The sequence below is a fragment of the Lysobacter sp. P5_B12 genome (assembly GCF_056400425.1).
The window spans coordinates 332,354-344,808 of the sequence record NZ_JBFULG010000001.1 but is presented as its reverse complement, the minus strand read 5'-3'; the positions used below and the strand labels follow the sequence as shown (position 1 = coordinate 344,808).

The window sequence follows — 12,455 nt, the reverse complement described above, 5'->3', positions numbered from 1 at the left end:
TTCAGCGCGCGAGTTCCAGGCACAGCGCCTCGTAGCGCTGGTGCATCAACTCGCGGCCGTATTTTTCTTGCGCGGAACGGCGTGCGGCGGCGCCGAGGCGCGTCGCAAGCGCATCGCTGGTCAACAGCTCCTGCAGCACATCGGCCAGGGCCACGTCGTCGTTCTCGGGAACAAGGCGCCCATCGACGCCATCGTCGATCACTTCGCGCACGCCGGGCACGGCGCTGCCCACCACCGCGCACCCTGCCGCCATGCCTTCGATGAGCGCGAGCGGCATGCCTTCCCAATGCGTGGACAGCACCGCGATGCGATGCGTCAGCAGCAGCTCAGGCACGTTGCGCGCGACGCCGAGGAAGCGCACCTGGTCTTCCAGGCCCAGCAAACGCACGAGTTGTTCCAGCGGCGCGCGATGGCGCGCCTTGCCGCCGCCGGCGAAGGACACCGGCACGACATGTCCACGATCGCGCAGGTGCGCGACGGCACGGATCAAGGTCGCGTGGTCCTTCTGTTTCGACAGGCGCGCGACCATGACGATGCCCGGGATGCGTTGCGCGACCGGATGCGCGTCGGCTTCTTCGAACGGCGCCAGGCGAATGCCGTTGGGAATCGCGATCGTCCGTTCGGGCGGCATGCCTTGCGCGAGCAGTTCGTTCTTCACGCCTTCGGAGCAACCGACGATGCGTGCGCTGCGTTTGGCCAGCCACCGGGACTGCTTCAAGCGCCACGCGGTGTAGCGCTCGCGCGTGTTGTGTTCGACGTGCACCAGGTGGGGCACCTTCGCGATCAGCCCCGCGTAGCGGCCCCACAGGTGTTCGCTGAAGCCGTGCGCGATCAGCACGTCGGGTTTGAATTCGCGACACACCTTCACCAGCGCCCAGATCGTCGCGGCGTGCGACCAACCCGGCACGACGCGCAAGGGCACGCCGGCCTGTTGGAGCTCGGCGATGCGGCGCGGATCGGTGCGGCGCTTGCGGCGAAGGACGAGCAGCGGCGCGATCCGGGGGCTGTCGACACCCGCCTGGGCCAGCGCGATCGCCACCTGCGTCGCACCGCCGGAAAATCCGCCGGTGACGAAATGCAGGACGCGGACGGGCTGCGGCGCAGGCGAATGGGCGTCGACGGGGGCGGACATGGCGCGCAGTCTACCGGCCGCGGCGGGCATAATCCCGTGCATGTCGCAGCCCCTGCCCCTGTCCGGCGTCGTGATCACGAAGAACGAGGCCGACCGCATCGCGCGGTGCGTCGCGTCGATGATGCCCTTGTGCAGCGAAGTCATCGTGCTCGATTCCGGTTCGACCGACGACACGGTGCGCATCGCCGCCGAACTCGGCGCGCGCATCGAACAGCTGGAGTGGCAGGGCTTCGCCTTGCAGAAGAACGCGGCGATCGCGATGGCGCGCGAGCGCTGGGTGCTGCTGCTCGATGCGGATGAGTGGTTGGAGCCCGCCGCGCAGGAGCAGGTGCGCAAGCTTTTCGCCGGCGACATCGAACAAGCCGATGTCTGGCTGCTGATGCGGCGCACGCATTTCCTCGGCCACGCTCTGCGCGGCGGGAGTTTCGCGCGCGAGCCCGTGCATCGCCTGTTCCGGTCGAACATCCGCCACGGCCTGCGCGCGGTGCACGAATACCTCGACGTCGAAGGCCGCACGGTGCGTCCTTCGCAGATCGTGCTCGAACACGACACCGCGCGCAGCGCCGAGGATTACTGGACGAAGTTGCAGCGCTACGCCGCGCTGTGGGCGGGCGAGCAACATGCGAAGGGAAAGACGGCGGGTCCGCTGCGCGGTTGGTTCGCCGCCACCGCCTACCTGCTCAAGAATCTGTTGTTGCGTGGCGGCCTGATCGATGGCGCCGCGGGCTGGCAGTTCCACTGGCTGCATGCGCGCTACGCCAAGCGCAAGTACGACCTGCTCGCGCGCGCCTCAGCGGCCTGACACGCGGCACGCCGGCGCGATCGCCGAGGCATCGAACAACCACCACGTCCGCCGATTCGCCGTGCCGATGGCCTGCCCGCGCTCGCGCAGCAGGCACGCATCCAACGCATCCTGCTGCACGAACAGGCGGCGTTTTTCGGGTGCGGCCTCCAGCCATGCGATGCCGGCGCGCAGTTGCTGGTCGACGGGTTTGCGGAAGCCGAATTCTTCGACCGGGCCCTGCGCCTGCAGCAGGTTCTGTTCCTTCCACGCGACCAGGCCGAGCGTCGCATCGCCCGCCATCGTGCGGCCGCGTTCCATCACCGCGCGCGCGGAGTTCTCCGCATCGAGCAGCACCGCGGTGCCGGAGAACAGCACGACGACCAGCAACGACAGCGCGATTGCGGAAGCCTTCAACGCATCGCGCCGCCACCACGCGCACACGGCCAACATGACGGCGCCCGTGATCGCGAGTAGCCACCACAACGCATCGCTCGCCGGCGCCAGGCCGCGTTCGGCTTCGATCTTCACTTCGAACGACGGATCGCCGTGCAGCGCCGCGACGCCGGCGCCGACGAACGCCAACCCGAGGACGACGACCAGCGCGAGCAGGATGCGACGGAACCATTTCGACGCAGTCACGCCTTCCAGGTAAGGCCCGGCCGCGACGGCCACCATCGGCAGCATCGGCAGGATGTACATGTCGCGCTTGCCGGGGCTCGCGCTGAAGAACACCAGCACCAGCAGCGCCCAACCCAGCGGCAGCCACACGCGCGCATCGCGCGCACGGAACGCATCGCGCCAGCGCGGGAACAACCACGGCAAGGCCAGCGAGAACGGCATCCAGTAGAAGGCGATGACTTCGAGGAAATACCAGACCGGCTGCGTGTGGTGCCACGCGCTGGTGTAGCGGGTCGCGGTCTGCTTGAAGAGCAGTTCGTTGACGTAGGCTTGGTGCTCGGGATCGCCGCTCGTCGTCGCGGTGAGGATCATCGGCACGAACCACAGCGCGATCGCCGCAAGGAAGGCGAGCGCGCCACCGCTCCAGCGCAAGGCGTTGCCGCGGCCCAGGTCGGACAGCCCGTTCCACCCGCGCCAACGCATCAGCGCATACGGAATCAGGGCCAGCAGCGCGAGGAAGCCGACGCCCTTGCTGATCACCCCGAGCCCCGCGGCGAAGCACCCGATCCAGAACCAACGCCACGCCGGGCCGAGCAACACATGCCGCGCGATGCCGTACACACCGAGCGTGATGAAGCAGACCACCGTCGGATCGATCTGCGCGCGCTTGGCCTGGTACAGGAACTGCACGCATGCGAGCACGGCGATCGCCGACCACAAGCCCGCGCGATGCGACCAGAGCCGGCGCGCGAGGTCGTAGGTCAACCACAGCGTGGCCATCGCCGCGACGAGCGAAGGCAACAGGAAGGCCCACGTCCAGTCGCGCACGACCGCGTACGCCACGCCGAGCAGCCAGAAGAAGAGCGGCGGCTTGTCGGCATACAACTCGTGGCCGCGATGCGGGAACAACCAGTCGCCGCTGTCCCACATCTGCTTGGCGACCAGGACGAAGCGCGGTTCGTCGGCCGGCCACGGCGCGCGCAGGCCGATGCCCGCGCCCAGCACGAGCAGGGCGATGGCGAAGAACCAGAACAACTCGCGGCGGCGGACATCGGTCATGACGCCGCGCACCTTACCTCAGCGTTTGCTCACGCGTCCGTAAAAGAAGCCGTCCATGCCGTCTTCGCCGGGCAATCGCCGGCGACCTGCGCCGGATTCGCGACCGAATCGGGCATCCAGCGGCTCGACGACCGCACCCGGCGTGCGCTGGAGGAACGCGTCGATCTGCGCGGCGTTCTCCTCGTGCAGGATCGAACACGTCGCGTACAACAACGTCCCGCCGGGCGCGAGCATCGTCCATGCGGCGTCCAGCAAGCGTGCCTGGATCTCGCGCAGGGAATCGATGTCGGTGTCGCGGCGATGCAGCAGCACGTCGGGCTGGCGGCGCACGATGCCGGTGGCCGAACACGGCGCGTCGATCAGGATCGCGTCGAAGGGCACGCCGTCCCACCAGGTGTCGGGTGCGGCGGCATCGGCGGCTTGCAGGTGTGCATTCGCGCCGACGCCCAGGCGCGCGTGGGTTTCGTGCACGCGCCGCAGGCGTTGCGGATCGATGTCGAGTGCGAACAATTGCAGCGTCGGTTCGCGTTCGAGCAGATGCGCGGACTTGCCGCCAGGCGCCGCGCACGCATCGAGCACGCGCGCACCCGTCTGCGGCGACAGTGCATCGGCGACGCATTGCGCACTGCCGTCCTGCACGGACACCAGGCCTTCCGCGAAACCAGGCAGTTCGCTGACCGCGACAGGCTTGCCGAGCACGAGCGCATCTTCGGGAAACGCGGGCGCCGTCGCCTCGATACCGGCGGCCTGCAGGCGCGCGCGATACGCCTCGCGATCGATGCGCGTGCGGTTCACGCGCAACCACATCGGCGCGGGAATCGCGCTCGCGGCGAAGACTGCAGGAGCCGCATCGCCCCAATCGCGCTGCACGCGCGTGCGCAGCCACGTGGGCCATGCGCTTTCCGGTGCGACCTCAGGCAAACCTTCGCGCAATGCGCGGCGGAGGATGGCGTTGACCATGCCCGCCTGATGCGTGCGGCCCATCGCGCGCGTCGCTTCGACCGTCGCATCGACAGCCGCATGCGCGGGCAGGCCCATCTCGACCTGCGCCAGGCCGACGTACAGCAGCGTGCGCAGATCTTCGTCGCGGTAACCGAGCGGCTTCGCGATCCAGGCCTTCAACGCCGCGTCGTAACGCGGCTGCCCGCGGATCGCGGTGAACACGATGGCTTCGAGCAGTGCGCGATCGCGCACGTCGCGCAGCGTCGGCAGGCGTTGCGCGAGTTCGGCCTTGAGCGAACGTTGCCGCTGCAACACCACGCCCAGCGTCTGCGTGGCCGCGATGCGCAGTGCGACGCCGGGGGCAGCCTGCTTCATTTAGGGATGCAATGCGCCGATGCGCAGGTCGCGACGACCGTTGAGGTAATCGGCGGCCGTGATCGCCTTGCCGCCCGCGCGTTGCAGCACGCGGATACGCAGCGCGCCTTCGCCACAGGCAATGTCGAGGCCATCGCGGCCCGCGGCGAGCACCGTGCCGGGCGTGCCTTCGCCTTCGATCGGCGCGGCGCGATGGATGCGGACGATGTCGCCCGCGATCTCGCCTTCGGCCATCGGCCACGGATCGAACGCACGCACCTTGCGCGCGAGCACGTCGGCCGGCTGCGACCAATCCAGGCGCGCTTCGGATTTCTCGAGCTTGCGCGCGTAAGTCGCACCGGCTTCGGGCTGCGGTTGCGGCACCGGGCGCATGCCCGCGCGCAACAGGCCGAGGCCATCGGCGAGCACCTGTGCACCGAGCGTCGAGAGGCGATCGTGCAATTGGCCGGCGGTTTCGTATTGGCCGATCTCGAGCGACTGCTTCAGCAGCACCGGGCCGGTGTCCAGGCCTTTTTCCATCTGCATCAGGCACGCGCCGGTCTGCGTGTCGCCGGCTTCGATCGCGCGCTGGATCGGCGCGGCGCCGCGCCAGCGCGGAAGCAAGGAGGCGTGCACGTTCCAGCAACCGAACTTCGGGATGTCGAGGATCGATTGCGGTAACAGCAGTCCGTAGGCGACCACGACGAGCACGTCGGGTTGCAGCGCGCGCAGGACATCGCGCGCGAGCTCGGTCTTCAGCGTTTCGGGTTGCAGCACGGGCACGCCGCGCTTCAGCGCTTCCTGCTTGACCGGCGAAGGCGTCAGCGCGCGGCCGCGGCCCGCGGGGCGATCGGGCTGCGTATAGACGGCAACCACTTCGTTGCGTTGCGCGGCCGCGACCAGCGACGGCACGGCGAATTCCGGCGTGCCGGCGAAGACGATGCGCATGCGTGCGTCAGGCGGCCGCGCTGCGGCGCGCTTTCGCGAGCTTCTTGCGGACCATCTCGCGCTTGAGCGGCGAGAGGTAATCCACGAACAGCTTGCCTTCCAGGTGGTCCATCTCGTGCTGGATGCACACGGCGAGCAAACCATCGACGTGCATTTCGAACGGCTGGCCGTTGCGGTCGAGGGCCTTGACGGTGATCTCGTTGGCGCGCGTGACGTCGGCGAAGATGTTGGGCACCGACAGGCAACCTTCCTGGTAGACCTGCTCGCCCGCGCGTTCGAGGATTTCCGGATTGACGAACACCAGCGGCCGGTTCTTCTCTTCCGACACGTCAATCACCATGAAGCGCTGGTGGACGTCGACCTGGCTCGCCGCCAGCCCGATGCCCGGCGCTTCGTACATGGTCTCGAACATGTCGTCGACCAGGCGCTGGAACGCCGGGTCCGCCACCTGTTCCGGCGTCATGGGGGCGGCCTTCGTGCGAAGACGCGGATCGGGAAACTCGAGGATGGGGAGAAGGGCCATGGTGTCGAAATGGGGGCGCCGGTCACAGGCGCAAGCGATGGGGTGTCCTAGGGTCGCGATTGTAACGCCGCGCGCTTGCAAAGGCCCGAGGATTGTGGGCTATAGTGGCCCGGCTTCAAGGGGAAAAACTCAAGGGGAGCGGGCACATGGCCGCCATGCTTAAACGGCTTCTTCCGGTTTGCGCGGTCGCGTTGCTGACGGTCGGCAGTTATGCCGCTGCCGTGGAAACGCGCGGCGACCATCCGGACACCTACGTCGTCAAGAAAGGCGACACGCTGTGGGATATCGCGGGCAAGTTCCTCAAGCGCCCGTGGCTCTGGCCGGAAATCTGGCAGGCCAACCCGCAGGTCCAGAACCCGCATCTGATCTACCCCGGCGACGTGCTGTCGCTGGCCTACCTCGACCGCGTCGCGGTGCAGGAAGGCCCCCGCGAGGAGGCGCCGATCACCGGCGTGCCGCTGTCGGAGGTCGAACCGTTCCTGAAGGACCTGCGCGTCGTCGACGAATTCGAGCACCTGCCCTACGTGGTCGCCCTCGAGTCGGACCGCAACCACGCGATTTCGGGAATGTCCGCCTACGTGAAGGGCCTGGAGGGCGCGCAGCCCGGCCAGCGCTACCTGATCGTGCGCCCCACCGTGCGCTTCACGTGGCTGGACCGCACGCAGTGCTGCGACTTCGGCTACAAGACCGACCTGGACTTCCGCGGCGTGCGCGTGTTCGCCGACTACCAGGAGTACTGGACCACGGCCGTCACCCCGGACAAGGGGTACGAGCAGCTGGGTTACGAGCTCCGGACGATGAACGCCGGTTCGGTGACCCAGGTGGCAGGCGGCGGCGTCGAAGCCACCACCGTCGTGATGGATGCCGGCGGCATGGAAGTGCGTGTCGGCGATCGCCTGATCCCGGTGCAGGCACAGCCCTACGACCTGCAGTTCTTCCCGCATCCGCCGCGCCAGCAGTTCGAATACGGCCGCGCGCAGGTGATCGGCGTGCCCGATGCGCTGTATACCGGCGGCACGCGCGATGTCATCGCGCTGTCGGTCGGTACGCGCGAAGGCGTCGACAACGGCACGGTGTTCTCCGTCTGGCGCGTGGGCAGCAACGTGCCCGATCGCGTGGAGTACTCCAACAACCGCAGCGAAGACCTGTTCGGCGATGCCAGCCGCGTGCGCCTGCCGGATGAATTCGTCGGCCACGTCATGGTGTTCCGCACCTTCGACAAGATGAGCTACGGCCTGCTCATGGACGGCATCAAGCCGACCCAGATCGGCTACGAGCTCAAGCATCCGGACGCGATGCAGTAAGACTCAAGAATCAGGATTCCCTGACGCAACAACGCGACGGCGCCCCAGGGCGCCGTCGTCGTTTGCATCGCACGCTTGCGCGATGCATGAACGCCTGACGCTCGACCACCCCGACTACCCCGCCTTGTTGCGTCGCCTGCCCGACGCGCCGGCGCAGTTGTACGTGCGCGGCGACGTCGCGTGCCTGTGGCATCCGGCCATCGCCATCGTCGGTAGCCGCACCGCCACGCCCAACGGGTTCGACAATGCGCGCACCTTCGCCCGGGCCTTCGCGCGTGCCGGCTGGTGCGTGGTGAGCGGGATGGCCGCCGGCATCGACACCGCCGCGCATCGCGGCGCGCTTGATCTGCAGGCGCCGACGGTCGCCGTGCTCGGCACAGGCATCGACCAGGCCTATCCGCCCGGCAACGCCGCGCTGATGGAAGAGATCGCGCAGGCCGGCGCGGTCGTCAGCGAATACCCGCCCGGCACGGCGGGCCACCGCGGCCAGTTTCCGCGGCGCAATCGCATCGTGGCGGCGCTCTGCCTCGGCACCGTGGTCGTGGAGGCGCAGTACAAGTCCGGCGCCCTCATCACCGCTCGCCTGGCCGCCGATGCCGGGCGCGAGGTGTTCGCCCTCCCCGGTTCGATCCACAACCCCATGGCGCGCGGCTGCCACCGGCTCATCCGCGAGGGCGTGCAACTGGTCGAGACCCCCGCCGAAGTCATCGACGCATTGAAGCCGCTGCTGACGGCCTACGCGGGCGACTTGCGCGCGCGCCTTCACGTCCCCAACTCATCGGTCGTGGCACGAAGCGATTCATCTGGCTTCGATGCGAACACCAAGCGCTTGTGGGATGCGCTCGGATACGACCCAACCCCTATGGACGTGCTGGCGGCGAGAACTGGATTGACGAGTGCGCAACTTGTCTCCATGCTGCTGGTCATGGAGCTGGAAGGGCGCGTGGTTTCCGAACACGGCCGCTACACCCGCAAGGCATCCTGAACCTCCACAGCGCCCACGGGCGCAGGCCGAGGGAAATGAAAGAGAGCATCCTGGACGTCCTGCTTTACCTGTTCGAGCACTACTTCACCAACGACACCATTCCACCGGTGGGCGACCGCGACACCCTCCAAAGCAGCCCGTTGTTCTCCGAACTCACCGGAGCGGGTTTCAGCCCTGCGGAAATCACCAAGGCCTTCGACTGGCTGGACGCCCTCGCAGAGCAGCGTCCCGAGTCGGCCGCGCCCCGCACCAACGGCCCCACCCGCGTCTTCCACGGCCCCGAACTCGAGAAGCTCGACGTCGAATGCCGCGGATTCCTGCTGTTCCTCGAACAGCACGGCGTCCTCGACCCCGACCAGCGCGAACTCGTCCTCGACCGTGCGATCGCGCTGGACCAGGACGAACTGGACCTCGACGACCTCAAATGGGTGGTCCTGATGGTCCTGTTCAACCAGCCCGGGTCCGAGGCGGCCTATGCCTGGATGGAGACCCAGATGTTCCTGGACGAGCCCGAACCGGTCCACTGAACGCCGGTCCGGGCTTCGATGGGGGTCGCCATTCGGGGGGATGGACGGCGGTCCGGCTTGACACGGCCGCCGGCCGCGTGACACCACTAAAAAAGGAATCCACTCACGCCCGTGGCCAGATGGCCCCGGGCGTCGCCTTCTTCGCGTTGGGAATTCCCGACGCCGCCGGACCCATCCAGCCCCCATGGCCAAGAACCTCCTCATCGTCGAATCGCCCGCCAAGGCCAAGACGATCAACAAGTACCTCGGCCCGGACTTCACCGTCCTGGCCTCCTACGGCCACGTGCGCGACCTTGTGCCGAAGGAAGGCGCCGTCGACCCCGACAACGGGTTCGCGATGCGCTACGACCTCATCGACAAGAACGAGAAACACGTCGATGCGATCGCCAAGGCCGCCAAGAGCGCGACCGCCCTGTTCCTCGCGACCGACCCGGACCGCGAAGGCGAGGCGATCTCCTGGCACATCGCCGAGATCCTCAAGGAGCGCGGGCTGCTGAAGGACAAGACGCTGCAACGCGTCGTGTTCACCGAGATCACGCCGCGCGCGATCCGCGAAGCGATGACGCACCCACGTGCGATCGCCTCGGACCTGGTCGATGCGCAGCAGGCGCGCCGCGCGCTGGATTACCTGGTCGGCTTCAACCTCTCGCCGGTTTTGTGGCGCAAGGTGCAGCGCGGTTTGTCCGCGGGCCGCGTGCAGTCGCCGGCGTTGCGCATGATCGTGGAGCGCGAGGAAGAGATCGAAGCCTTCGTCGCACGCGAGTACTGGAGCATCGAAGCCGAACTCGCGCATCCCTCGCAGAACTTCACCGCCAAGCTGACGAAGCTCGACGGCAAGAAGTTCGAACAGTTCACCGTCACCGACGGCGACACCGCCGAGGCCGCACGCCAGCGCATCATCAAGGCTGCCGGCGGCGCGCTGCACGTCACCGACGTCGCGAGCAAGGAACGCAAGCGCCGCCCCGCGCCGCCCTTCACCACCTCCACGCTGCAGCAGGAAGCCGCGCGCAAGCTCGGCTTCACCACCAAGCGCACGATGCAGGTCGCGCAGAAGTTGTACGAAGGCGTGGCGATCGGCGATGAAGGCACCGTCGGCCTGATCAGCTACATGCGTACCGACTCGGTGCATCTGTCGGCCGAAGCGCTGAGCGAAATGCGCGATGTCATCGCCCGCGATTTCGGCACGCGCGCACTGCCCGACAAGCCGAACTTCTACCAGACCAAATCCAAGAACGCGCAGGAAGCGCACGAAGCCGTGCGCCCGACCTCCGCGCTGCGCACGCCCTCGCAGGTCTCGCGTTATCTCAACGACGACGAGCGCCGCCTGTACGAATTGATCTGGAAGCGCGCGCTGGCTTCGCAGATGGTGCCGGCCACGCTCAACACCGTGAGCGTCGACCTGGCCGCGGGCAGCGAACACAACTTCCGCGCCAGCGGCACGACCGTCGTCGACCCGGGCTTCCTCGCCGTCTACGAAGAAGGCAAGGACACCAAGTCCGCCGACGACGAAGACGAAGGCCGCAAGCTGCCCGCGATGAAGACCGGCGATCGCATCCCGCTCGACCGCGTGCACGCCGACCAGCATTTCACCCAGCCGCCGCCGCGCTTCACCGAAGCGGCGCTGGTCAAGGCGCTCGAGGAATACGGCATCGGCCGTCCGTCCACGTACGCCTCGATCATCCAGACACTGCTGTTCCGCAAGTACGTCGAGATGGAAAGCCGCAGCTTCCGTCCGACGGATGTGGGCCGCGCGGTGTCGAACTTCCTCAGCAGCCACTTCACGCGCTACGTGGACTACGACTTCACCGCCAAGCTCGAAGACGAGCTCGATGCGGTGTCGCGCGGCGAAGAGGATTGGGTGCCGCTGATGGAGAAGTTCTGGGGCCCGTTCAAGGAACTGGTCGAGGACAAGACCGAAAGCGTCGACCGTTCCGAAGCCACCGGCGCGCGCGAACTCGGCATCGATCCCAAATCCGGCAAGCCAGTGAGCGTTCGCCTGGGTCGTTATGGACCCTACGTCGCCATCGGCACGGCCGAAGACGAAGACAAGCCGACGTTCGCGTCGCTGCGTCCCGGCCAGTCGATGCACACCATCTCGCTGGAGAATGCGCTGGAGCTGTTCAAGCTGCCGCGCAAGCTCGGCCAGAGCGACGGGCACGAAGTCAGCGTCGGCATCGGGCGCTTCGGTGCGTTCGCCAAGCGCGGCACCACCTACGCCTCGCTGAAGAAGGACGACGATCCGTACACGATCGAGCTGGCGCACGCCGTCGCCCTGATCGAGGAAAAGGAAGAGATCGCGCGCAACCGCATCATCAAGTCCTTCGACGGCAGCGACATCCAGGTGCTCAACGGGCGCTACGGCCCGTACATCAGCGACGGCAAGCTCAACGGCCGCATTCCCAAGGATCGCGAGCCCGCCTCGCTGACGCTGGAGGAAGTGCAGAAGCTGATGGAGGAAACCGGCAAGCCGATGCGCGGGCGCTTCGGCAAGAAGTTCGCTGCGAAGAAGACGGCGGCGAAGAAGGAACCGGTCGAGAAGGTCGCGAAGAAGACGGTGAAGAAGGCAGCCAAGAAGACGGCGAAAAAGGCCGCGAAAAAGGCGACCAAAAAGACCGCCGCTAAGAAAGCCACCAAGAAGACCGTTGCGAAGAAGACGGTTTCCAAAGCGACCTGATGCAACGCCTGTCGCCCGCCGCTGCCGCATCGCTGCTGCGCGGCGGCGGCGTGCTCGCCTATCCCACCGAAGCCGTGTGGGGCCTGGGCTGCGATCCCTTCGATGAAGCCGCGGTCATGCGCCTGCTCGCGATCAAGCAGCGGCCCGTCGACAAGGGCGTGATCCTCGTCGGCGCCGATGTCGCGCAATTCGACGAACTCCTCGCATGGGACCAGCTCCCACGCGAACGCGCCAGCCTCGTGCGTGCGCAATGGCCCGGCCCGCGTACGTGGATCGTTCCGGTGACCGCGCGCGTGCCGCGTTGGATCACCGGTACGCATACCGGCGTCGCCGTGCGCGTGAGCGATCACCCGGAGGTGGTGGCGGTGTGCCGCGCCTTCGGCGGCCCCATCGTGTCGACCAGCGCGAACCTGGCCGGCGAGCCCCCGGCCTTCACTTTCGATGCGCTGTCGCCGGCCGTGCTGGCGCAGGTCGACGGTGTCGGCAGTGGCGAAACCGGCGGCCTGCGCGCGCCCACCGCCATCCGCGACGCCGCCACGGGTGCCGAACTGCGCGCCGGCTGAACCGCCGGTCGGCCGCCCCGATCCGGCCGCTTTCAATCGGCG

11 protein-coding genes are annotated in these 12,455 nt (G+C 67.6%); 6 read left to right on the top strand and 5 right to left on the bottom strand.

Features of this window, described 5'->3' with window-relative positions; genetic code table 11:
- Position 1 precedes the first annotated feature (1 nt).
- Positions 2-1,132 carry a glycosyltransferase gene (locus tag AC1DOM_RS01585; protein ID WP_498959554.1) on the bottom strand — a complete coding sequence of 377 codons (1,131 nt, stop codon included), beginning with the start codon at positions 1,130-1,132 and terminating at the stop codon, positions 2-4.
- A gap of 40 nt (positions 1,133-1,172) precedes the next feature.
- On the opposite strand from AC1DOM_RS01585, the gene AC1DOM_RS01580 reads away from it, so the two are divergent.
- Positions 1,173-1,934, top strand: a complete 762-nt coding sequence (locus AC1DOM_RS01580) for a glycosyltransferase family 2 protein (protein ID WP_498959551.1) — start codon at positions 1,173-1,175, stop codon at positions 1,932-1,934.
- On the opposite strand, the gene AC1DOM_RS01575 is transcribed toward AC1DOM_RS01580, so the two are convergent.
- The 4 genes from AC1DOM_RS01575 to def are packed head-to-tail and all read right to left on the bottom strand — an operon-like array spanning position 1,923 to position 6,360.
- Entirely contained in the window at positions 1,923-3,593 is a 1,671-nt protein-coding gene (locus tag AC1DOM_RS01575; RefSeq protein WP_498959550.1) for an ArnT family glycosyltransferase, read from the bottom strand. The two genes, AC1DOM_RS01580 and AC1DOM_RS01575, sit on opposite strands and share 12 nt — an antisense overlap.
- Before the next feature lie 18 nt (positions 3,594-3,611).
- A complete protein-coding gene (gene rsmB, locus AC1DOM_RS01570) occupies positions 3,612-4,910 on the bottom strand; it encodes a 16S rRNA (cytosine(967)-C(5))-methyltransferase RsmB (RefSeq protein ID WP_498959548.1) in 1,299 nt (432 codons plus the stop codon).
- Entirely contained in the window at positions 4,911-5,837 is a 927-nt protein-coding gene (fmt, locus tag AC1DOM_RS01565; RefSeq protein ID WP_498959546.1) for a methionyl-tRNA formyltransferase, read from the bottom strand.
- Positions 5,838-5,844: 7 nt separating this feature from the next.
- A complete protein-coding gene (def, locus tag AC1DOM_RS01560) occupies positions 5,845-6,360 on the bottom strand; it encodes a peptide deformylase (protein ID WP_498959544.1) in 516 nt (171 codons plus the stop codon).
- Positions 6,361-6,515: 155 nt separating this feature from the next.
- Here def and AC1DOM_RS01555 point away from each other — a divergent pair, with 155 nt between their 5' ends.
- From AC1DOM_RS01555 to tsaC, 5 genes are all read left to right on the top strand, one after another.
- Entirely contained in the window at positions 6,516-7,664 is a 1,149-nt protein-coding gene (locus AC1DOM_RS01555; RefSeq protein WP_498960195.1) for a LysM peptidoglycan-binding domain-containing protein, read from the top strand.
- 82 nt (positions 7,665-7,746) lie between these two features.
- Positions 7,747-8,649, top strand: coding sequence for a DNA-processing protein DprA (gene dprA, locus AC1DOM_RS01550; protein ID WP_498959542.1), 903 nt, complete (start codon positions 7,747-7,749; stop codon positions 8,647-8,649).
- A gap of 35 nt (positions 8,650-8,684) precedes the next feature.
- On the top strand, positions 8,685-9,176 hold the full coding sequence (locus AC1DOM_RS01545) for a DUF494 family protein (protein WP_498959540.1): 492 nt from the start codon (positions 8,685-8,687) through the stop codon (positions 9,174-9,176).
- A gap of 184 nt (positions 9,177-9,360) precedes the next feature.
- The gene (locus AC1DOM_RS01540; protein WP_498959538.1) at positions 9,361-11,850 is read left to right on the top strand and encodes a DNA topoisomerase I; all 2,490 of its coding nucleotides are present in this window, start codon (positions 9,361-9,363) and stop codon (positions 11,848-11,850) included.
- Positions 11,850-12,413: an L-threonylcarbamoyladenylate synthase type 1 TsaC gene (gene tsaC / locus AC1DOM_RS01535; protein ID WP_498959535.1), complete on the top strand. Its 564-nt coding sequence runs from the start codon at positions 11,850-11,852 to the stop codon at positions 12,411-12,413. Before AC1DOM_RS01540 ends, tsaC begins: the two co-directional genes overlap by 1 nt.
- The last annotated feature ends 42 nt before the right edge of the window (positions 12,414-12,455 follow it).